Origin of the sequence: Paraburkholderia haematera (assembly GCF_905220975.1) — a bacterium.
GTDB classification, from domain to species: Bacteria; Pseudomonadota; Gammaproteobacteria; order Burkholderiales; family Burkholderiaceae; genus Paraburkholderia; species Paraburkholderia haematera.
Genome location: NZ_CAJNBK010000023.1, coordinates 1 through 21788, shown reverse-complemented (window position 1 = coordinate 21788; position 21788 = coordinate 1). Strand labels below are relative to the sequence as shown.

The following is a 21788-nucleotide window of genomic DNA, read 5'->3' as shown; positions in this document are numbered from 1 at the left end:
CATGTTTCCGATCCCGATCGACAAATGGAAGCCGGCGACGCGCCGTGTGTACAAATTGACGTTGCCGCTCGCGCTGCTGATCTGGCTGCTGCCGATGATCGCGGTGCTCGTGACCTCGGTGCGTTCGACGGAGGAACTGAGCGAGGGCAACTATTGGGGCTGGCCGAAGCACTTCGCGATGTTCGACAATTATCGTGAGGCGTTGACGACTTCGCCGATGCTGCATTACTTCTGGAACAGCGTGCTGATTACGGTGCCCGCTGTGGTGGGCTCGATTGCGCTTGCGGCAATGGCGGGATTCGCGCTGGCCATCTACCGGTTTCGTGGAAATTCGACGCTGTTCGCGACGTTCGTTGCGGGCAATTTTGTCCCGGTGCAAGTGTTGATGATTCCGGTGCGTGATCTGTCGTTGCAGCTCGGATTGTTCAATACGGTGAGCGCGCTGATTCTGTTCCATGTGTCGTTTCAGACCGGATTCTGCGCGCTGTTTCTGCGGAATTTCATCAAGCAGTTGCCATTTGAACTGGTTGAGGCGGCGCGGATCGAAGGCGCGAACGAATGGACCGTGTTTTTCAGGATCGTGTTGCCATTGATCCGTCCTGCGCTGGCAGCGTTGGCGATTCTTGTGTTCACGTTCGTGTGGAACGACTATTTCTGGGCGCTGTGTCTGACGCAAGGCGACGACGCCGCACCGATTACCGTCGGGGTCGCGGCGTTGAAGGGGCAGTGGACGACGGCGTGGAACCTTGTGTCCGCGGGGTCGATTCTCGCGGCCTTGCCTTCGGTCGCAATGTTCTTCGCGATGCAGAAGCATTTCGTGGCCGGGTTGACGTTTGGGGCGACGAAGGGGTGAGGTGAGCGCTATGGAAACACGTTCGCCCGATTGAGGCTGATGTCCGGATGCAGACGGCGGATCGGGTCACTCTCATTAGCTCACATTGAAATGCACACGAATGTCCTGCCGGCTCTCGATCGGATGACCGGCCTGCATCGCGGGAAAAAAGCGCCATCTGCGGAGCGCTTCAATAAGGATCTGGTTGAGCCGCGGGTTGGACGTCGGCTTGATGAGTTCGACGTCGGCCGAGCCGTCGACGTGAATGGCGAAACGGGCCGTCGCGACGGTTTGATATGCCTGCTCGCGCAAATCGTCGGGGAGTTCTGGCAGCGGTTGGGAAATGGAGTGCGCCGCGGCATCGCCGGAAGACCTGGCAAACGGAGCGGCGTTTGCGCTTTCTTCAGAAGGTGCAGCGGCGTGCGTGGATGACTCGTCCGCCACCTTCGGTTCTTGTGTCGCAGGCGTTGACAGAGCCGGCGCTACGCTTTGCACCGATCGCACATCTGGCTTCGATGGCACAGGTTGCACAGGTTGCACAGGTGGTGTCGTGCGTGATTGCGTTGGAACATGAGGGCCTGGATCCGCGGGCCGTTGTGGTTTTGCCGGTGCAGTTGGAGCGTGCATAGTGCGCGTAGCCGGAGCCTTAGGAGGATCGAGTTCCACCATCCGCATCTCGAGTGGCTTTTCAGGGACATGTGCAGACGTTGTCGTACCCAACCAGCGCCCCAACTGAAACAGGAAACCAACCCATACAAATAGCGCGACCAGCACCGCTAGCGCGATCCGTATTCTCGGAGAATCGTCCACCGCAGCCGTGAAGCGCATCCGCTTATTCACGATGCACCGCGATCAGAAACCGCTCGGCGCCCGCGCGGCGCGCGGCCAGCATCGCCTGAACGACCACGCCGTGGCCCGCGTCGTCGTCGGCGGCGATGACAACATTGCCGTTCGGCTGGAGCAGGCGTTTCACCGTCGGCTCGATCTGATCGAGATGAACAGATTGATGGTTCACGAATATCGCGTTGCTGCCGTCCACCGAGATCGTCAACGGTTCATGGCCCGCTATCTGTTGCGCGCGACCAGCCGGGAGCCGGATTTTAACGGCGTCGAGCCGCTGCATCGCAAGCGATGCGAGCATGAAGGTCGCCAGCAGAAAGAACATCACATCGATCATCGGAATGATTTCGATGCGACCGCGCTTCGCCGCGCGCGAGCGCTTGAGCTTCACGGCTGCGCTCCCGCAGGTGACGTGGCAAGACGGATCTCGCTGAGCCGCGCATTCGCGAACGACTCGAGTTCATCCATGAGCCGTTCGAGCCGGCGGGAGAAATAGTTGAACGCAAAGAGTGCGAACAAGGCGACCACCAGGCCGATCGCGGTTGCCACCAACGACTGTGCCACGCCGCCGGTCACGCCACCCGGGTCGACGAGGCCGTCGCCGCCGAATAGCTGAAACGAATGCATCATGCCGACGATAGTGCCGAGCAGACCCAGTAGTGGCGCTGCCGTCACGATGGTTTCCAGCACCCAGAAACCCTTGCTCATGTCGCGTTCGATTTGCGAGGCAACCGATTGCGCCTTTGCCTCGCGCAGCCACAGCGGCACAGAAGGATCAGGTGTCCACGGTGCGCTCATACGTCGGAATGCGTTCTGACTGGAGGCATCTTTTAACCTGCCGGCCCAATCAAGGGCCGATCCGGGCGCGGCGATTTCGTGCGTGTCCGGCAGTGTGCCCGGCATCTGGCCAAAGCGCAGAAACACGTAGGCCCGCTCAAAGGCGATGGCGACCGCCAGAATGGCTAATATCGTCAACGGATAGATAACCCATCCGCCTACGCGTACCGCCGCCAGAACGCTGGTCCAATCTTGCATGACTGACCTCTTCGTAGCCTGACGGAATTAAAAATTCTTGGTGATGCCGGCGTAGACGGCGAAATGTGGACCGTATTGCGGTGCGCCGACGCCGATACCCGACCCGTCGCGCAACTCATAGACGCGGTTGAACGCGTTGACCACGAGCAGGCGTGCATCGAACTTCCCGATGAGGGGCTGATTGAAGTGCTGTATCACACCGAGATTGACCTGCGCATAGAGCGGCAGCCGGTCGGTGTTCGCAAAGCCGCTGCGCAAACCGCTCCCCACGAGACCATCGAAAGTGAAGGTCGTTTTGCCGAGATCGTAGGTTCCGCCGAATGACGCCGTAATGCGTTGGTCATGATCCAGATAGACCCAGTGGCTGTTGACATAAGCGAGTTCCGCCGGGTCGAAGTTGAACTGCGCCGAATCGATCTGGGTTCCCTGCGCGCGACTCCACGCGAGATTCAGGTAGGCGGATACGTTGTCCTGTTTGTAGTTGGCCGTGAACTCGACTCCATACACGCGCCCCTCCCTGTAGTTGAACGGTGTGAAGATGAGCGCGGAGCCGAACTGTCCTTCGTCGATCAGGTTCGTCGATTTCTTGTAGTAAGCGTCGAGTCCGACCGTCACGTTCGATCCGAGGCGTTGGGTCACGCCGAGATCGAAATAGTGGCTGCGTTCCGGTTGCACCTGATCGTTCTGGCTCGACGGACTCTGGTTGGTTGTGCCATTGAAGCGGCTGATGGTCGAGCCAGACACCAGCTCGAATGCAGGCGGCGTGAAATAGCGCGCGTAGCCGGCATGGAACGTCGTGGCCGGCGTCAGCGCATAGACGAGACCGATGCGGGGGCTAAACTGGCTTGCGCTGACGTACTCGTCCATCTTGTCATAGCGAAGACCATAGTTCAGCGTGAGCTTGTCGGTGAGCTTCCACTCGTCCTGCACGTAAGCGCTATACAGATAGCCGGTCTTGCTGCTGGAGTCCTGAATATTGAAGGGCTGATCGGATAGCTGATTGCCGTTGCTGTCCGTCGCGAATACGTTGACGCTGTCGTTGAACACAGCATGTTCCTGCTGGAAGAAGATACCCGCCCGGACCGTATGCTTGTCGTTCAGCCGCCAGGTCGTGTCCACTTGTGCGCCATTGGCCGAGTTGCTGTGAAAATCCTGCGACGCCACGCCGTTAAAGAGCAGATCGCCGACCGGATCGGGATTGAACTGCGTCCGTGTGTAGCGCGTAAAGAGGGCGACCTGATAGTCCAGTGCGCCGCCATTGGTGCCCTGGAGGGCCACCGCCGCGAAGTTGTTCAACTCCGATTGCGTTTCGTTCAACTGGCTCGAGTCGAAGGTGCTGTTGCCGTTGAGTGTGAAGTTGGTGGGCAGGCCGGGCGTGTTGGGGATCTCGAACTGATTGCTCGTCGTGCCGAACATCACGCTCACGCGCGTGAGCGGGTTGATGATGTACGACATGTAGCCGAACGCATTGCCCTGACGGGTGTGGTCGTGAATCGCGTTGGCACTCGCGGTGGGATTCTCGATCCCGAGGTTGTTCATGCCGAGCGAGCCGCTGAAGTAGTAGCTGAACGGCCCCTGATTACCGAATACATCCGCGCTCGTCTTGATCGTTTGATGGCTGCCGCCGAACACGTCGATGGATCCACCGTTGCCGGCATCGCCCGTCTTCGTGCGGATGTCCACCACGCCAGCCGTGCGGTAGCCGTATTGCGCCGGCAACGCGCCGGTGAGCAGGTTCACCTGGTCGATGATGCGGGTGTCGAGTGCCTGGCCGAAACCGCTGATCGGCTCGGGAATGATGATGCCGTTGATGCGGTATTGCAGGTTCGCGTGGTCGCCGCGAACGTGCAACTGGCCGTATGAGTCGCTTGCCACGCCGGGCGCCTGGAGCAGCACCTGGTTCAGCGGCGTATCTTGTCCCGCGGGCAGCGCATTGATATCGGCCTGGCTGAAGCGGTACACGCTGCTGCCTGTTTCCGGCAGCAGTCCGTTGCGGGCTCGATCGAGACGTTTTGCATTGACCTGAACATCGAGTGTGTCGCTTTGAGCGAGTTTGACGCTCACTGTGCTTTCTGCGCCTGCAGTCGTGGTCGCCATGCTGCTGCCGCTCGCGAATCCCGGCGCACTGACGACGATCGCATAGGTGCCTGGGCTCACATGAGCGATGGCGAAATGGCCGTCTGCGTCCGTTTTCGCTTCGCCGATAGCGGCACCACTTGCGTTCTGAACGCTGACTGTGGCGTTCCGGACGGGCTTGCCCGCTGCGTCGGCGACAGCGCCCGTCACCGAACCTTCATTGGGCGCGGCATGGACATGAGCAGCGATGGCGAACAGCAGCAGAGCTGCGTGGGAGACGCGCGGGCGGTTTTTCATCTCGATGTATTCAGGGTTGACCACTGGGTGGATGCATTTCCGTCTTGTCGACGTTCTTCCTGCCGTCGTTTTGCGTGAGGAATGTTATATCATTACATTAGAGAATAAAAATGACAAGGCGGTAGGAGGTGCTGCTGCGAGCGCACTCACGACGGGATGCACTATTTTATGCATCGAGTGATGCCATAATTAGTGCCTACATTTGCGGAGATTCCCATGCGCACGACTATCGCGCTTGATGACGACCTGGTCGCCAAGGCTCAAGCCTATACAGGCGTGGAGGAAAAAACGGCACTCGTGCGCGAAGCGCTAAAAGCCTTGATCCAGCGTGAAGCCGCGAATCGACTTGCAAATCTTGGCGGTAGCCAACCGGGCATCAAGGGGGCGCCGCGTCGCCGGCAGGACGTCGAATGATTCTTGTCGACACGTCGGTCTGGATTGACCACCTCAACGCCTCTGATTCCATGCTGATTAGCCTGCTTGCCGAGCAGCGGGTGCTGGCTCATCCCTATGTGATAGGCGAGATTTCGCTCAGTGGTCTGCGTGACCGTGAGATCGTGGTGGGCGCGTTGCTCGATCTGCCGCGCGCATCTGTTGCAACGCCGGAGGAGACGTTTTATCTGATCGAGCGCGAAGGTTTGTTCAATCGTGGAATCGGCTATGTCGATACGTCGCTTCTGGCGTCCGCGCGCCTACAGCCCGGCACCACCCTCTGGACGCGCGACAAGCGCTTGAAGAAGGTTGCCGATGAACTCAATCTCGGCGCAGTACTCGCGCATTAGATAAGCCACCAGACCAACTCGAGCACCAGCCCACAACCTAACGGAAGATTTCGGCGATGAGGTTGGCCACGGTCCGGATGCGTTCGCTATCGCGCAGGGCGGGATGCAGCACCATCCATACGTCCTGGTCGAGCGCCTTGATGTGCTTCTCGATGCAAACGAGATCGCTGGTGGTGTCGCCCGCGAGCTGGGCCAGCACGCCGAGTCCTGAGCCGCCCAGCACGCCGTCGAATACGCCCATGCCATAGCTGCTTCGAAGCGAAGGCGCGGGCGCGCCGGGCAGGGTCTTCAGCCATTGTGTGGCCGGGTGATCGGGCTGCCGGTCGTCATAACCGACAAACGACAGCTTGTCCCATTCCTTCCTCGTGATCGCTGCCTTGTGGCGCAGATAGTAGTCGCGCGAACCGAAGAGCCCGAAGCGGATCCTGCCGATTCGACGGACATACAGATCGCCCTCGTCGGGGCATTCGGACCACAGCGCGATGTCCGCTTCGCGGCGGGCAAGGCTATACGGCCGTCGCGAAGTCAGCACTTCGATGGCGAGGCCGGGCAACCGGTCCTGAAACGAGCCGAGCAACTTAAGCAAAATGTAAGACGGCCATTCGACGGCGTTGATCCGCACCGTGCCGTGAGCACTCGCGCCGCCGGTCACGTCCGCGGCGCGCTCGATCTGGTGGGCGAGGTCTTCCATCTGCTCGGCGCAGGCCAGCACGCGCGCGCCGAATGCCGTCACCGTGCAGCCTGACGGCACCCGGTCGATGAGCGGCTCGCCCAGCCGCCGTTCAAGCTCGGTCAGGCGGCGCGACAGGGTCGGCGCGCTCAGATCGCATGCCGCGGCAGCGGCTCGCATGGTCCCGCTGCGCGCGATCTCCACCAGAATCCGAAGGTCGTCCCAGGCTACGTGTTCCATTTTTGAAACGCCATATTTTGAAATTAGGCATAGCATAACGTGGATCGCGAGGATAGCATTGGACCTGGCCATACTCGTCCAGGCATCCGGCATAGAAACCGGAGGGTTTTATCGGCAGCCGGCGGCAGGTGTGGCGACCCAATCCATCACATGACTCAACGGCTATCCGTACGTAGACCGAACGAGCGAACAAGTAAAAGGAGACATCAATGATTCGTCATTTCCAGCCGGCGCGGCGTCGCGCTATCGTTGCCAGCGCAGCCTTCCTCGCCGTATCGATTCTGCCGATGCCCGCAGCGTTCGCTCAGGCGGCACACAAGCCGAAAGTCGCCCTGGTGATGAAGTCGTTGGCGAACGAGTTCTTCCTGACCATGGAAACGGGCGCCAAGGATTATCAGAAGCAGAATCCCGCGAAATTCGATCTCGTCACGAACGGCATCAAGGATGAAACGGATACGGCCAACCAGATTCGTATCGTCGAGCAGATGATCGTGTCGAAGGTCGACGCGCTCGTGATCGCCCCGGCCGACTCCAAGGCGCTGGTGCCGGTGCTCAAGAAGGCGGTCGACGCCGGCATTATCGTGGTCAATATCGACAACAAGCTGGATACGGACGTGCTCAAGTCGAAAGACCTGAACATCCCGTTCGTCGGTCCGGATAACGCGAAGGGCGCATTGAAGGTGGGCGACTACCTGGCCAAGCACCTGAAGTCGGGCGACAACGTCGCCATTATTGAAGGCGTCTCGACCACCACTAACGCGCAGCAACGCTCGGCAGGCTTCAAGCAGGCCATGGCGGCGGGCGGCATGAAGGTCGTCTCGCTGCAGTCGGGCGAGTGGGAAATCGACAAGGGCAACGCCGTAGCGAGCCAGATTCTCAATGCGAACCCGGACGTCAAGGCGCTGCTGTGCGGCAATGACAATATGGCAATCGGCGCGGTCTCGGCTGTGCGCGCGGCAGGCAAGGCCGGCAAGGTGCAGGTGGTCGGCTACGACGACATCAATGCGATCAAGCCGATGCTCGCCGACGGCCGCGTTCTCGCCACAGCGAATCAGTACGCCGCCCGACAGGCCGTCTTCGGTATCGATACGGCGCTCAAGGCACTCGCCGAACACAAGAAGCAGTCGGAATTGTCGGGCGTGGTCGAAACGCCTGTCGATCTGGTCACCAAGTAAGATTGGCATAGCGCGTGGCCCTCGTTGTTCATGTTGCATGACGGGCCACGCCGCCTGATCTTTGTCCCGCTTTATCGATCTGATGTCTACTCCCATCCTATCCCCTGCCGTTGCCCCGCCCGCGTTGAGCGTTCACGGCATTGGCAAGACCTACGCCGGGCCGGTGCTCGCCGATATCTCGCTGGAACTGCACGCGGGTGAGGTACTGGCGCTGACCGGCGAAAACGGCGCGGGCAAGAGCACGTTGTCCAAGATCGTCGGCGGTCTGGTCACGCCGACTACCGGCTCGATGACGCTGGGCGGCGCCGCTTACACGCCGGCCAGCCGCAAAGATGCCGAGGCGCTCGGCGTACGCATGGTCATGCAGGAGTTGAACCTGCTGCCGACCCTCTCGGTGGCGGAGAACCTGTTTCTGAACCGCTTGCCGCAGCGCGGCATGTTCGGCTGGATCGACCGCGCGAGGCTGCGCGAGGACGCCCGGCACGCCATGGCGCAAGTCGGGCTCGACGCGATTCACCCTGACACACTGGTGGGCACGCTGGGCATCGGGCATCAGCAGATGGTCGAGATCGCCCGCAATCTGATCGGCGATTGCCGGGTGCTGATCCTCGACGAACCCACCGCAATGCTGACGGCCCGCGAGGTGGACCTGCTGTTCGAGCAGGTCGAGCGGCTCAAGGCGCGCGGCGTGGCGCTGGTGTACATCTCGCACAGACTGGAAGAGTTGAAGCGTATCGCGCGCCGCGCCGCGGTGCTGCGCGATGGGCGGCTCGTGCATGTCGACGAGATGGCCAATCTTTCTGCCGACCGTCTGGTCACACTGATGGTTGGGCGCGATATCGGCGAGCGGATCGATCTCGGCGAACGGCGCATTGGCGGCGTGGCGCTCAAGGTCACGGGGATGACCCGCGAACCGGCCGTGCGCGATGTCTCCTTCGAAGTGAAAGCCGGCGAGATTTTCGGCGTTAGCGGGTTGATCGGCGCGGGCCGCACGGAATTGATGCGGCTCATCTATGGGGCCGATCGCGCGGATGCCGGCACCGTGTCGATCGCACAGGGCGGCGGCCCGCTCGAACCCGTGAAGGTCTCGTCGCCAACGGACGCCGTGAAGAACGGTATCGCGTTGATTACGGAAGATCGTAAAGGCGAGGGCCTCCTGCTGACGCAGCCCATTGCAGCCAATATCTCGCTTGGCCAGTTGCGCGCGGTGTCGAAGAACGGCGTGGTGGACGCCCGGCGCGAGGCGGCGCTGGCGCGCAAGCAGATCGACGCAATGAGCATCCGCAGTTCGGGGCCGTCGCAACCGGTGTCCGAGCTCTCCGGCGGCAACCAGCAGAAGGTGGTGATCGGCCGCTGGCTTGCGCGCGATTGCACGGTGCTGCTGTTCGACGAGCCCACGCGCGGCATCGACGTCGGTGCGAAGTTCGATATTTATGCCTTGATGGGTGCGCTCGCGCGGGAAGGCCGCGCGTTGGTGGTGGTGTCGAGCGATCTGCGCGAGTTGATGTCGATTTGCGACCGGATCGGGGTGATGTCGGCAGGACGGATGACCGGCATGTTCGAGCGCGGAAGCTGGACCCAGGACGCGCTGCTTGCAGCGGCGTTCGCGGGCTACACGAAACGCGACGCGCTGCTGCACGATCCGATCGAACCGGACGCCAAAGCGCCCGACGCAACGGCGCGCGACGAATAATCTGTGGAGTATTGAAGCATGACCGCACCAAGCAGCCTGCCTACGTTGCAGAACGAACCGCCCAAAGACGCGAAGCCGATCGGCACGCGCCTTGGATTCTCAAACTACCTCGGCCTGCTCGGCGCGTTGCTCGGGATGATCGTCCTGTTCTCGCTGCTGAGCTCGCACTTCCTGAGCTACGACACCTTCAGCACGATCGCGAACCAGATTCCCGATCTTGTCGTGATGTCGGTCGGCATGACCTTTGTGCTCATCATTGCCGGGATCGATCTGTCGGTCGGCTCCGTGCTCGCGCTCGGCGCGGCACTCACGAGCGTCGCGGCCTTGCAGTGGCACTGGCCGGCGTTGCCCGCCGCCTTGCTCGGCATGGCGGGGGCGGCTTTGACGGGTTGCCTGACCGGCGCGATTACCGTCACGTGGCGGATTCCTTCGTTCATCGTGTCGCTCGGTGTGCTCGAGGCGGCCCGCGGTCTCGCGTATCAGTTGACCAACTCCCGCACGGCCTACATTGGCGATGCATTCGATTTTCTGTCCAACCCGATTGCATTCGGCATTTCTCCCGCGTTCCTGATTGCGATCGTCGTGATGGTCGCCGCGCAGTTGGTGCTGACCCGCACGGTGTTCGGCCGTTATCTGGTCGGCATCGGCACGAACGAGGAGGCGGTGCGTCTCGCGGGCGTCAATCCGCGGCCTTACAAGATTGCCGTCTTTGCGATGATGGGCCTGTTATCCGGCCTCGCGGCCCTGTTCCAGATTTCGCGGCTCGAGGCGGCGGACCCGAATGCCGGCTCGGGCATCGAACTGCAGGTGATCGCCGCCGTCGTGATCGGCGGAACGAGCTTGATGGGCGGGCGCGGCTCGGTGATCAGCACGTTCTTCGGCGTGCTGATTATCTCCGTGCTGGCCGCGGGTCTTGCCCAGATCGGCGCGACCGAGCCGACCAAGCGCATCATCACGGGGGCCGTCATTGTTGTGGCCGTCGTGCTGGATACTTATAGAAGCCGGCGTCGCGCCGCATAAATTGACCATTGGCGACCATTCGTGGATGGTCAGCAGGAGAGTGGAAGTGTCGAAAGAAGCGAAGCCGGGCCGCGTGCTCGTGGTGGGCAGCATCAATACCGACCTGGTCGCCCGTGCCCCGCATTTGCCGCGGCCCGGCGAGACGATCGGCGGACATGAGTTCTCGCAGGTTGCCGGCGGTAAGGGCGGCAACCAGGCGGTGGCGGCCGCCCGCATCGGCGCGCGCGTGGCAATGATCGGGCGTGTGGGGAAGGATGCGAACGGCGCTCAACGGGTACTGGATCTGGAAGCGGAGGGTATCGACTGCGCGGGTATCGAGGCCGACCCGGCGCAGCCCACCGGCGTTGCAATGGTGACGGTGTCGGACGACGGGCAGAACACGATCGTGGTGGTTGCGGGCAGTAACGGCGAACTCACGCCGGAGCGCGTTGCGCGCCACGAAGCGGCGATCAAGGCCAGCGACGTCGTGGTGTGCCAACTGGAAACGCCCTGGGATTCGGTCCACGCAACGCTCGCGCTCGCCCGGCGCCTGGGCAAGATCACCGTGCTGAATCCGGCGCCGGCCACCGGCCCGCTGCCCGCGGAATGGCTGCCTCTGGTCGACTACCTTGTGCCGAACGAGGTCGAAGCCGCGATCCTCGCCGGCCTGCCGGTCGAATCGCAAAGCGGCGCGCGCAGGGCTGCGCTGGAGTTGCAGCGCGGCGGCGCCCGCAACGTGATCGTTACGCTCGGCGCACAAGGAGCTTATCTGTTGCCGGAAGGCGGCGAAGGCATGCATTTTCCCGCGACGCAGGTGCGGGCGGTCGATACGACGGCGGCAGGCGACACGTTTATCGGCGTATTTGCCGCGCAACTCGCCGCCCGGCAGCCGCTGGAAGGCGCGATCAGTCTTGCGCAACGCGCGGCGTCGATTTCCGTCACGCGCGCCGGTGCGCAGCCGTCGATCCCGACTCGCGCGGAAGTCGATAGCGCGGTCTGAAACGGATGCCCGTTGTGACATGAGGCAGTCCGATCTGCAATTCTGGGCAGCTTGACGTTGAATGACCGGCACCATCCATGGATGGTGTCCCTTTGGTTCAATCGCGATCTCTACTGGAAAAAATGGGCTAAACATGAAATCACAATATGTAGGCATCCTGATAATATCGCTGGCGCTTGCCGCATGTGGGGGCAACGTGACGACCACCGACCCGCTCGCCAACGCACCGAAGGTGATCATCGATTCAGACTTCAACACGATGGGGGACGACGGCCAGTTGTTCGCCATGACCACGCAGTTGATGGGGCAGGGCAAGGTCAATCTGCTTGGGTTGACCGTCGTGACCGGCAACGACTGGCTGCTCCAGGAAGAGGCGGATGCGCTGAAGGCCGTGGAGCGCATGGGTGTGCAAAACGTGGTGGGTGTCTACGGCGGCGCGGACTATCCATTGAAATACGACGTGGCAAGTATTCGCGCGCAGCAGGCCGCTAATCCGCAAGGTTATTTCGGCGCGTGGATGCGGCCAGAACCGACTCAGCAGTCTCAGCTCGTTGCACCGCCTGATGGCTTTGCGGTGTCGACGAAACTGCAGACGCAAAGCGCCGCGGACTTCATGATCCAGACCATCAAGCGCTATCCGAATCAGGTCACGATTCTCGAGGTTGGACCGCCCACCAATCTCGCCACGGCCATCATGAAAGCACCGGAGATCGTGCCGCTGATCAAGCAGATCGTCTACATGGGTGGAGCGATGGCAGTGCCGGGTAATGCGAATGCCGTGGGTGAACTGAACTGGTGGTTCGATCCGCTTGCCGTGCGTACGGTGCTTCAAACGACGATTCCGCAGGCCGTCATTCCGCTCGACGTTACGAATACCGTGCCGCTCACCCAGAGCATCTTCGATCAGATCGTCAACAACCCGAGCAAACAGACCGCGGTCACCAAAGCATACGGAATCGTCAATGCCGGTTCGTTCGGCGACAACACGCATCTGTTCGACACGCTGACGATCGCCTATTTCATGGATCCGACCTACGCCACGCAAACGAAAAGCGCCTACCTGGATATCGACACCACGAGCGGCGAGGACCAGGGACACGTGATGGTCTACCCCGACCAACCCGCGCCTGGCGCGTCACCTAAGAAGATCACGTACGTCACGCAGTTTGACAACAATCGTTTCTTTAGTCTCTATGTCGATTTGCTGACACGTCCGGTGCCGGTCACGTTGCCTTGATGATGCGGGTCGTGTCGTTGGCGCACCGCTCCCGTGCACCCGACGCAGACCCCAATTACGGGGCGCACGAATAATGTTGCGCCCCTTTACTCACGCACTTCGCACACCGCCTCGTTCACTAAGCGTGGCAGCGGTTTGCCGCCGACGCTTACAGCGCTGCAGGAAATCCACTGAAACACAACCGTAGTCAAAATGTAGTGTCGCGCCTCTAGGATATCTCCATCGCTCATGGTTCGATTAATGGAGGTGCGGGATGCTCAGTCATCACGAACTCGCGACACTCATGCTGCTTGGCGACACGGGCAAGCGGCTGGAAGCTCTTGATCCTGACGTGCTGGCATTACGCCGTTACGAGCTCGTGGAAATACGGCAGCGTGATCCGCAAGGATCGACGCTGCAACTCACCCGCCAGGGCCGTGCATTACTCGAGCGTCTGCGCACAGGCGCAGGCCGATGAGCGGATTGCGGTGACCGTGCCTGGCGAATAGTCAAAGCGCATGGTTCGCCAAACGTTTGCGCCCTCGCAGCTATTGGTCTGACGATTGAGAAGGTTAAAGATTTGCGTTTTGCATGTCGTTATCCAGTCAAATAAGTCAGGACCATCGCCCATACCCGTGCCTCGTGAAGACGCGGGATGCGCGAAGCAATAGCTCTCCGGGGGAACGAATTTTGAATCATCAACGATCGCCATGGTCGCGCGCAGCGGCTCCGGGCGAAGTCATCTATGCCGAAGGCTTCGCGGGCGACGCCGTCATCTACGTGATCGCAGACGGCAAGGTCGAAATCTCCACTCAATGCGATGAAAAAAAGGTCATCCTCGCGACGCTGGGAAAGGGCGAATTTTTTGGCGAAGCGTCCTTGTTGCCGGCCGAACCGCGGGCGCACACCGCGAAAGCCCTGAGCTTCTGTCAGTTGACCGTGATCGCGGCAAGCGTCGTGGAAGAAGAGCTCGAACGCGTCTCGCCGCTGCTGCGCCATATCGTGCGCACCATGATTCGACGCGTGAAGAAGAAGGACGATGTTCTCGCGACCAATACGCATGCTGACTTTCTGCCGGGTGTGCTCTCGTACGCACATGTTCTGTCGCTGATGGCCGGGTCCGAGAGCGCGGACCGGATGGACGGACGCGCGCGCCGCGCTCAAGGGGAGGAGTGTTCGGTGCCGCTGCCTGAAGTCATCAAGAAGTGCCATGCGATTGCCGGCCATTCGCGCCCGCATGTGATGGCGATGCTCAAGCGCATGGAAAAACTCAACCTCGTCACGCTCGAACCGGGCCGCTCCGACCGCCTGAGCACCCAGTCGGCGCGATATTCGGCGCAGGACGGCGCAGCGGGGCGGCAGCTTGTGACCTTCGATCCCGTGCGGATCACGGAACGGGCACAACAGGTGGCCGACCACGATCTCGACGTGTCGATCAACAGCGAACTGGAACTGATCGAGCTGGCCGACCTGGAAGCCCTGATCGGAGTCGAGAAGAATCTGATTCTCAACAAGCTCTCGCACGCGGAAATTGCAGAAGACATCTTCGCGTTTCGCAAGACCCGGGTGTTGAACTACGTCGAGGAAAAGGGCATTACGTATTTTTCCCGACGCAATCCGCGTGGCAACAGCGAGCTCAAGTCGCTGGCCGATCTGGAGTTTGTGGACCAGCGAACCTTGTTCGAAGCCGTCAGTGCCTTCGACACCTACGACCTCGCGAAACTGCTTGCTGCCGTGACAGGCGAGCCGGTTTCCGATCGTTTGTTCTCGGTGATGACCGAGGCGAGAAAGAAGGAGGTGTCGTGGGTCATGCGTCGTGAGATCAAGATCGATCCGCTCGAGATTGCCGAGATCGAGGAGCGATTCATCGAGACCGTACGCACGATCAAATCGTCGGCTGCTACGGCAGCGCCGCTTTCCAATGTGGATGCCTGACAGCTGGCCATCGGACAACAGGCCGCTTTCGGGTCCGGTCCGATGATTGGGGCAGCCGTTCGAGAGGATGTATGGATCTTTTGACGCTATTTGGCGCCCTGGTTGGCGTGACGGCCATCGTGGCCGGATTTTCGCTCGAGGGTGGTCACTTCGCCTCGCTGTTTCAACTGGAGGCGTTCGTCATCGTCCTGGGCGGCACGTTCGGCGCGGTGATGATCCAGAACACGTGGGCCAGGTTTTACGACGGCATGAAGCAATTGCGGCTCGCCTTTGTGAAAGCACGGCAGGTCGACCGGGACAGCTTGTCGGTCCTGCTCGAGTGGGGCGATCAGGCGAAGCTGAACGGCATGCTCGTGTTCGAGTCGATCGAGGTGGTTGAGGCAGGCGGCATCAATCCGTTTGCCAAACGAGGCCTGGAGCTTCTGGCCAACGGGGTGTCGACGGCGGTGCTCGAAGACGCCTTGCAGCGCGAACTGGATGCGTATGAGCGCAATCACATGGCGGCGGCGCGGATATGGCAGCAGGCGGGGGGATATGCGCCGACGTTCGGCATTCTGGGGGCGGTGCTCGGGCTGATTCAGGTCACCGGCCACATGCTCGAACCGGCGCAACTCGGGCAAGGTATTGCCGTCGCGTTTGTGGCAACGCTATACGGTCTCGCGTTGGCGAATCTGGTCTTTCTGCCGTTGTACGGAAAGATCAGGGCGCAGGTGGATAGCGAATTGCGCTTCAGACGTTTGTACCTCGATGGCTTGCTCGCGATTTCGCGCAAGGAGTCACCCCATACGATCGAAACCCGCCTCGCGGGCGACATCCGGGAAAGATCGGCTGAGTTGCTGGGCTAATCGAACCCGAAGCCGGTCTGGATCGATTGGCGGCAGCCTGCCAGGCGCCCCTTCAAACGCAATTCGGAAGCAGACGTTTCGAGCATGAGCACCTCTTCGGGTAACAAGCGCCTTGCGGCAGACAAAACCGGCTATCCGCGCGACGGCGAGGACGGCGATGGCGAGGCTCAGTCCGCGCGCTGGCTGATTTCCTATGCGGACCTCATCACGACGCTGATGGTGTTGTTCCTCGCGCTTTATGCGTTGCAGTTGGCGAAAAACCGGGAGCTCGAAATCAAGACGCTCGAGCGCCGCGAAGTGAAAACGCAGACGGCCGCCGGCAGCACTCATGCGCCTGGTGCGCCCGATACCGCGAGGCGGCAGCTTCTTTCCTTGCTGGCGCCGCTTCAGGACAACCGGCAAATCACGATCTCAAATGCCTCGCAGGGCGTGGAAATCGCCATCAACGCGAAAATCCTCTTCAATTCGGGCGACGCGCGCTTGCTGCCGGAATCCTTCGGCGTGCTGGACCAGATCACCGGCGTTCTGCGCGAGCGTTCGAAGAACAACATCCTCGTCGAGGGACACACCGACAGTGTGCCGATATCGACCGCGAAGTACGAATCCAACTGGGAGTTGTCGTCGGCACGTGCCGGTGCCGTGGTTCGATTTTTTGCCGACAAGGGGATCGAACCGCACAGAATGGCCGCCATCGGCAGGGCGGACAATTTCCCGCTGATCATCGGCGACGATGCGGCAGCGCGCGCCGCGAATCGCCGCGTCACTATCCTCGTGGAATATTGAGTCGCCAGACAGGTGAACGCGCAACGAAATCTCCATGTTGACCGCTACGCGTTTATACCGAGTACCTGTGCACCGAACGGAGCTTGCACGGCGCAGAACAGGCTGCGAAGATCGCGTTAAAGCCGCACTGTCCCAGACATTTTTCGTTTTACCAATGCCTCTGACCGTGCTGATCAGCCTGTCGGCGCTTCAGGTCATCGCTCAATTGTTTCCGAGCATGGCCGCCGCGTCGAATGGCTGAACGATGACACGCGTCGTATTTACCGGGGAATCCCATGTTTGTGTCGAGCCCGTTTCCGGAACTGCTGCGCCACGCGACCCAGTGGCTGGGCGGCTACGCGCTCGCACTGATGATGATGGCAGCGGGCGCGACACTGGAGCGCCGCTGGCCGGCCGAGTTGTTGCAATCGCGCGCCGGAACACGCTTTAACGTCGTCTATGCGGCGCTGTATATGGCGTTCGCGGAAGCAATGCGGCCACTCACCGCGATGGTTAGCGTCGCGATCGTCAATGCGCTCGGCGGCGGCTGGGTCGTGCTAGCCTCGCGAGGATGGAGCGCGTTGGCTTCCATTGTCATCGTGCTATTGACGTTCGATCTTCTGGAATATGCGTTTCACCGCTTGCAGCATGCAGGGCCCATGCTGTGGAAGTTGCATTCGCTGCACCATAGCGCCGCCGAATTCAATATCACGCTGACGTTCCGGCATCACTGGTTCGAAGTGCTCATCAAGGGCTGCCTGCTTTATCCGGTGGTGGGCGTTTTGTTCAAGGTCGAGCCGTGGATCGTTGGCGTGACTTCGATCATTTTCATGTTCGGCAATTACTTCGCGCATATGAACCTGCGTCTCAACCTGGGCCGCTTCACGACGTGGGTCAACAATCCGCAATACCACCGCCTGCATCACTCGAACCGCACCGAACATTTCGACCACAACTTCACACAATTGCTGCCGCTGTGGGACCACCTGTTCGGTACGTTATGGGTGCCGGCGAAGCACGAATGGCCGGCCACGGGCCTGGACGACGGCGCGCAACCGGGCTCGCTGCTCGGCGCGCTGAGCTGGCCGCTGCGCTCGCATTCCAGGCGCGTTCTAGGCCAGCCTCGCGCCGCGCACCGCCTTGCCGCCCAGCAGGCAGACGATCAGGGTGGCCACGACGAGCACGTATAACGCAACGCGCAAGCCGAGCCAGCCCGCGCCGAGCCCGATCAACGGCGGCCCGACCAGGAAACCGGCATAGCCCGCCGTAGCCGCCATCGAGACGCCGACAGCCGGTGTGGCGGTCGAGCGGCCCGCCGCGCTGAAAATGACCGGGACGATATTCGCGAGGCCGACGCCGACCATGGCGAAACCCGCGCATGCCGTGAACACGGTCGGCAGGCTCAACACCAGCGCGAGCCCGGCCACCGCCAGAAGACCGCCGAGGCCGATCACCTTGCTCGGACCGAAGCGGCGCACGGAGGCGTCGCCGACGAAGCGGCAGGCGGCCATCGAGAATGCGAACGCGGAATAACCGATCGCGGCGACGCTCGCCTCTTCGTTCAAGGCCGAGCGCAAGTACACCGCGCTCCAGTCGGCCACGGCACCTTCCACCAGCATGCAAAGGAATGCGAGCAGCGCAAGTTTCATCACCCCGGCGTTGGGCAAGGCGAATGCGCTGGAGGATGCCGCCGCCCGGGGGGCGAGATCGCGCAGCGCGAGCACCGCGGCGGCGAGCATGAGGGCGGCGATCAACACGTCTGGCAGCACAAGGCCGCCGGTCACGCCGACACCGCCTTTCTGGAGCATGGCGCCCGTGGCTGCGCCAAGCAGGCCGCCCGCACTCCACGACGCGTGAAACGACGACATGATCGGCGACTTCCATTGCGTTTCGATCGTGCTCGCGTGGCCGTTCATCGAGACGTCGAGCGCGCCGTTCGCCGCACCGAGTGCGAAGAGCGCGATGCACAGCGTCGCCAGGTTCGGTGCGAAGGCAGGGAGCGGCAGCGCCACGACAAACGCCGCGCCGAGCAGCGCGGTGGCTCGCCCGCTGCCCAGGCGCGGGGCCAACTGTCCGGCCAGCGGCATCGTGACGATGGCCCCCAGCGCGAAGGCGAACAGCGCGATGCCGAGCGAAGAGTCACTGAGTAACAGGCTTTCCTTGATGCGCGGCACTTCGACCGCCCACGCGCCGATCCCGAATCCGTTGGCGAGAAACACGCCGAGGGTGGCCACACGCTCCTTGAGTGGCGTGGTGCCTGGCTGAACGAACGGCTTGGCGAGCGTCTTCATGAGCGCGCCACCATGACGTTGTCGCAGACTGTTTCGAGCAGAGCGCGGCGCTCGGCAGTCACATCCGCTTCGACGAACAGATAGTCCACGGCGCGAGCCGGCGCAACGGAAAACGGCGCCGCGGTCATCAGCTTTTCCGATGTCACGGCGATGGCGACCTGGCCGCTGGCTTTTACCATCGCACGCTTGAGTTCGGCGTCTTCGGCGTCGAACGCCGCGACCCCTTCCTCGGGATCGAACGCGCAAGCGCCCAGAAAGCAAAGGTCGGCCTTGATCTGCTGGATTTGCAGTAGGGCCGTAGCGCCAGTGGAGCCTGCCGCTTGCTGGGCAATGCGCCCGCCGATGAGGATGATGTCGAACCCTGGCCGGTTCAGGAGGCGCGCGCACGCCTCAGGCGAGTTCGTCACGACGGTTAGATTCGCGTTGTCCGGGAGCGCCGCGGCAATCGCGACGTTCGTCGACCCGGCGTCCAGCAGAATGATCTGCCTGGCGCGGACAATCGACGCAGCGGCGACGGCGAGACAGGCCTTGCGGTCCACAGCTTCGCGCATGCGGACCGATGCGCTTTTGTCGGAGGGCGAGATCAGCAGGGCGCCGCCATAGACGCGCTTGCAATGGCCCTGATCGGCCAGTTCGCGTAAGTGACGGCGGACCGTGTGTTCGGACGTCTGCAGTTCAGCCGCCAGTTCGGATGCCAATACACGGCCTTGCGCCCGCAGCCGTTCCAGAATCAGCCGTTCTCGTTCCTCGGGCAGAAGCCCGTCCATTGCGTCCTGTCGCGTTCGTTGCATGACTTCACCTTGCTCGATTTCAAAACGACCATAATCGAGCATAATATATCGTAAACGAGCAAGCGATGCAACAGCGGCAAAGCGACGAGGCTCCGGCCTCGATGCCGTCGAGATGCTTCTGAATGGACAGCATTTGCGGGTCGTTAAGGCGCTGGCGCAAGCATAGGTTGGGCGTTTTGCGTACCGGGCTGGAGGCCTGTAATCGCCGAGGCCGTGATCCATGCGCGCCATTGCGAAGTGAAATCGAATTCCGCATCGATTGCGAATGCCGAGTCGAGCACTTCGTTGAGCGTCGCTCCGCGTTGCAATGCATCGAAAGCCGCATGCGCGGCGGCGCATTGAACGAGTAGGGTCGGCCGCCATTGGGGTCGCACGACCAGTGCATAAGTCGGTGACTCGAGATTTGCCGGCAAGGCCTCCACCGGCCGATGCGCAGACCAGATCTCGGCGATGGCATAGCGTGACGAGATGAGCGCGCAGGCAGGATGGACGGCCAGTTTCGCATCGAGCAGGTCTTCGGGGCGGATGGCGGCCCATTCCGGTGGCGTAAGGACATTAGCGTCCGCGGCAAAGTAGGCCAGATGCAGCAACCATTCGAGACGCGCGAGGTCGGCGAAAAAGCTGAAACGGGGCGCCTGGTCGCAGGTTTCGAGGAAAGCCGGTAACGCCGCGCCGAAGCGATTGAGGTCGCCGCTCTGCGACGGGTGCGCTTCTGCGTAAGCCATTGACAGCGTATCGAAGCGGGCTTCGCCCACGAGCGTCAGCAAGACAGGATAGGCACTCGCGAGTGCGGTCCGCCAATTGGCACGAATGCTGCGCCGATAGAGGTCGACACGCTGGCGCAGAGTGTCTGTGACATCGTTGCCGGTGCCGTTGAAGCAAGGTGCTGGTCCAGCGGCACATGCAGGGCTGCGGGCGCGAGCTTGGAGAGCGTTCTATTTGGTGGGGTCATGCGCTGAGTTGGAAGGTCGCGTCGTTGGCGGTAAAGCCGGGGTACCACCGTTCGAAGTCCTGGCGAAGACGGCCGTCGATGACGCGGATTCGCACCTGAAGCAGAAGGTGTGCACTCTGCGGCGACCAACGCATTTGCTGCGATTTCGACATGCGCTTGTCGATGATCTGGTTGACGACCGACTCCACGAACGCGGTCGAGATGCGCTCACCAGCTCGATACCGACGGCCATAGTCGGGTAACGATTCGGCGTTGTTCTTCAAGTATTGAAGCAACCCGGCGGCGAGCCTGTGGGCTCGAGTCACCACGGCCTTGCCCGCCAAAGAAGGCCGCGCGAGCCGGCTTAGCAAGGACTCGAGCCGGGCGATGGCCGTGACGGGTCGGCCGTGCCACAGGCGCCACTTGATCGAGTCGACCCACTCCGATAGCCGGGCGTGCTCTCGTGAGGGCAACTGTGCTGCGGCTTCCTTGCTGCACACGACGTTGCTCAACACGGTCAGGCGCCGCGTCAGGTGATACCGGTCCAGCACATGTGTCGTCCGGGGCAGGACCGACAGCTGCAAGTCACGCAAGCGGCTGTCGCCATCGGTGAAGACCATCAGGTTATCGCTGCTCTTGCCCTGTTCGGCAACGGCTCGCTGTACCCGCGTACGCGAGTGCTGGTCGACGGTGCGCACAAAGCCCACGCTGCTCTGCGCGCCGTCGTCGGCCAGTAGCCGTCCAGCAATGATCTCGAGGAGTGCCCTGCAACGGGGTCGCAATGGCGAACATAGCCACCGTCCAGGCCTGCTGTCGTGACGTGAGGCTGGGGCGTGCGACGACCTGGCGGTTTCACGGGCGCAGCCGCCAGCTTCAATTCCAGGCGTTGTCCGACGTGCAAGGTGCGAGCGCGTACTGTGCTGGCACTGTTGCCCGCCCCAATGCGGCAAGAGCTTGCTCAGGAGTTCCGCGCTGCGCGCGTAGGGCAACACTGCGGCAAGCTCGCTCTGGACGCATTTGAGTTCCGGTGCGATCCAGCGCTGCCGCAGCGTGGCATTGCCGGAGCCTTGTACCGGCGAGTCCAGGGCGCATTGGCATTTGCGCAACCGCGGCACCCGGAGTTCGACGTCGCTGCTGTCTACGGGCAGGATCAGTTCGAACTTCATGCGCAATCTCCGTCGCTCAACCCGGACGGGATTATCCAGCACCGCTCAAAACGCCCCGCTGTGGCGACCGGCGCGCGCCACCCCACCAAATAGAACGCTCCCTGTTTACTCCTTATGGCCCGGGATCAAGCGCGATCCGCAACACGTTCGCCGAGCAGACCCGACGGACGGAACACCAGCACGACGATCAGCACGATGAATGCGAACACGTC

The 21788-nt window shown here is 61.7% G+C and carries 23 protein-coding genes; 14 read left to right on the top strand and 9 right to left on the bottom strand.

What is annotated here, in order from left to right; all coding sequences use genetic code 11:
• The first annotated feature begins 1 nt into the window (after nucleotide 1).
• Nucleotides 2–853, top strand: coding sequence for a carbohydrate ABC transporter permease (locus tag KHO23_RS27870; RefSeq protein WP_169489617.1), 852 nt, complete (start codon nucleotides 2–4; stop codon nucleotides 851–853).
• A 75-nt stretch (nucleotides 854–928) separates the two neighbouring features.
• Here KHO23_RS27870 and KHO23_RS35220 read toward each other — a convergent pair whose 3' ends face one another.
• From KHO23_RS35220 to KHO23_RS27850, 4 genes are all read right to left on the bottom strand, one after another.
• Entirely contained in the window at nucleotides 929–1276 is a 348-nt protein-coding gene (locus KHO23_RS35220) for an energy transducer TonB (protein ID WP_236067020.1), read from the bottom strand.
• Between the two features lie 388 nt (nucleotides 1277–1664).
• Nucleotides 1665–2063: an ExbD/TolR family protein gene (locus KHO23_RS27860; RefSeq protein WP_211615179.1), complete on the bottom strand. Its 399-nt coding sequence runs from the start codon at nucleotides 2061–2063 to the stop codon at nucleotides 1665–1667.
• Nucleotides 2060–2707, bottom strand: a complete 648-nt coding sequence (locus KHO23_RS27855; protein WP_211615176.1) for a MotA/TolQ/ExbB proton channel family protein — start codon at nucleotides 2705–2707, stop codon at nucleotides 2060–2062. Before KHO23_RS27855 ends, KHO23_RS27860 begins: the two co-directional genes overlap by 4 nt.
• Nucleotides 2708–2734: 27 nt before the next feature.
• Entirely contained in the window at nucleotides 2735–5080 is a 2346-nt protein-coding gene (locus KHO23_RS27850; RefSeq protein WP_211615174.1) for a TonB-dependent receptor, read from the bottom strand.
• Nucleotides 5081–5296: 216 nt separating this feature from the next.
• On the opposite strand from KHO23_RS27850, the gene KHO23_RS27845 reads away from it, so the two are divergent.
• Both KHO23_RS27845 and KHO23_RS27840 read left to right on the top strand, forming a co-directional pair.
• Nucleotides 5297–5494: a type II toxin-antitoxin system VapB family antitoxin gene (locus tag KHO23_RS27845; protein WP_211615172.1), complete on the top strand. Its 198-nt coding sequence runs from the start codon at nucleotides 5297–5299 to the stop codon at nucleotides 5492–5494.
• Nucleotides 5491–5862 carry a type II toxin-antitoxin system VapC family toxin gene (locus KHO23_RS27840; RefSeq protein WP_211615168.1) on the top strand — a complete coding sequence of 124 codons (372 nt, stop codon included), beginning with the start codon at nucleotides 5491–5493 and terminating at the stop codon, nucleotides 5860–5862. Before KHO23_RS27845 ends, KHO23_RS27840 begins: the two co-directional genes overlap by 4 nt.
• Nucleotides 5863–5899: 37 nt before the next feature.
• Here KHO23_RS27840 and KHO23_RS27835 read toward each other — a convergent pair whose 3' ends face one another.
• The gene (locus tag KHO23_RS27835) at nucleotides 5900–6772 is read right to left on the bottom strand and encodes a LysR family transcriptional regulator (protein WP_211615165.1); all 873 of its coding nucleotides are present in this window, start codon (nucleotides 6770–6772) and stop codon (nucleotides 5900–5902) included.
• A 209-nt stretch (nucleotides 6773–6981) separates the two neighbouring features.
• Here KHO23_RS27835 and KHO23_RS27830 point away from each other — a divergent pair, with 209 nt between their 5' ends.
• The 11 genes from KHO23_RS27830 (at nucleotide 6982) to KHO23_RS27780 (ending at nucleotide 17587) form a co-directional block, all read left to right on the top strand.
• The gene (locus KHO23_RS27830; protein ID WP_211615162.1) at nucleotides 6982–7947 is read left to right on the top strand and encodes a sugar ABC transporter substrate-binding protein; all 966 of its coding nucleotides are present in this window, start codon (nucleotides 6982–6984) and stop codon (nucleotides 7945–7947) included.
• A gap of 82 nt (nucleotides 7948–8029) precedes the next feature.
• The gene (locus KHO23_RS27825; protein WP_211615160.1) at nucleotides 8030–9640 is read left to right on the top strand and encodes a sugar ABC transporter ATP-binding protein; all 1611 of its coding nucleotides are present in this window, start codon (nucleotides 8030–8032) and stop codon (nucleotides 9638–9640) included.
• 18 nt (nucleotides 9641–9658) lie between these two features.
• A complete protein-coding gene (locus KHO23_RS27820; RefSeq protein WP_211615157.1) occupies nucleotides 9659–10660 on the top strand; it encodes an ABC transporter permease in 1002 nt (333 codons plus the stop codon).
• Nucleotides 10661–10706: 46 nt separating this feature from the next.
• Nucleotides 10707–11639 carry a ribokinase gene (rbsK, locus tag KHO23_RS27815; RefSeq protein ID WP_407946081.1) on the top strand — a complete coding sequence of 311 codons (933 nt, stop codon included), beginning with the start codon at nucleotides 10707–10709 and terminating at the stop codon, nucleotides 11637–11639.
• A gap of 133 nt (nucleotides 11640–11772) precedes the next feature.
• Nucleotides 11773–12876, top strand: coding sequence for a nucleoside hydrolase (locus tag KHO23_RS27810; protein WP_211615153.1), 1104 nt, complete (start codon nucleotides 11773–11775; stop codon nucleotides 12874–12876).
• A gap of 253 nt (nucleotides 12877–13129) precedes the next feature.
• Nucleotides 13130–13333 carry a hypothetical protein gene (locus KHO23_RS27805; RefSeq protein ID WP_211615152.1) on the top strand — a complete coding sequence of 68 codons (204 nt, stop codon included), beginning with the start codon at nucleotides 13130–13132 and terminating at the stop codon, nucleotides 13331–13333.
• Between the two features lie 212 nt (nucleotides 13334–13545).
• The gene (locus KHO23_RS27800; protein ID WP_211615151.1) at nucleotides 13546–14790 is read left to right on the top strand and encodes a Crp/Fnr family transcriptional regulator; all 1245 of its coding nucleotides are present in this window, start codon (nucleotides 13546–13548) and stop codon (nucleotides 14788–14790) included.
• Between the two features lie 71 nt (nucleotides 14791–14861).
• Nucleotides 14862–15635: a flagellar motor protein gene (locus KHO23_RS27795; RefSeq protein ID WP_211615148.1), complete on the top strand. Its 774-nt coding sequence runs from the start codon at nucleotides 14862–14864 to the stop codon at nucleotides 15633–15635.
• Between the two features lie 84 nt (nucleotides 15636–15719).
• Entirely contained in the window at nucleotides 15720–16418 is a 699-nt protein-coding gene (locus tag KHO23_RS27790) for an OmpA family protein (protein WP_211615144.1), read from the top strand.
• A gap of 34 nt (nucleotides 16419–16452) precedes the next feature.
• Nucleotides 16453–16659, top strand: coding sequence for a hypothetical protein (locus KHO23_RS27785; RefSeq protein ID WP_211615142.1), 207 nt, complete (start codon nucleotides 16453–16455; stop codon nucleotides 16657–16659).
• A gap of 34 nt (nucleotides 16660–16693) precedes the next feature.
• Nucleotides 16694–17587, top strand: coding sequence for a sterol desaturase family protein (locus KHO23_RS27780; RefSeq protein ID WP_211615140.1), 894 nt, complete (start codon nucleotides 16694–16696; stop codon nucleotides 17585–17587).
• Here the strand turns inward: KHO23_RS27780 and KHO23_RS27775 are convergent.
• From KHO23_RS27775 to KHO23_RS27760, 4 genes are all read right to left on the bottom strand, one after another.
• Entirely contained in the window at nucleotides 17510–18688 is a 1179-nt protein-coding gene (locus KHO23_RS27775) for an MFS transporter (protein ID WP_211615136.1), read from the bottom strand. The genes KHO23_RS27780 and KHO23_RS27775 overlap by 78 nt on opposite strands.
• Complete coding sequence (locus tag KHO23_RS27770; protein WP_236067019.1) at nucleotides 18685–19701, bottom strand: DeoR/GlpR family DNA-binding transcription regulator; 1017 nt, start codon at nucleotides 19699–19701, stop codon at nucleotides 18685–18687. Before KHO23_RS27770 ends, KHO23_RS27775 begins: the two co-directional genes overlap by 4 nt.
• Nucleotides 19623–20291: an HvfC/BufC family peptide modification chaperone gene (locus tag KHO23_RS27765; protein ID WP_236067022.1), complete on the bottom strand. Its 669-nt coding sequence runs from the start codon at nucleotides 20289–20291 to the stop codon at nucleotides 19623–19625. Before KHO23_RS27765 ends, KHO23_RS27770 begins: the two co-directional genes overlap by 79 nt.
• Nucleotides 20292–20427: 136 nt before the next feature.
• Nucleotides 20428–21576, bottom strand: coding sequence for a hypothetical protein (locus KHO23_RS27760; protein ID WP_211615133.1), 1149 nt, complete (start codon nucleotides 21574–21576; stop codon nucleotides 20428–20430).
• Nucleotides 21577–21788: the final 212 nt, after the last annotated feature.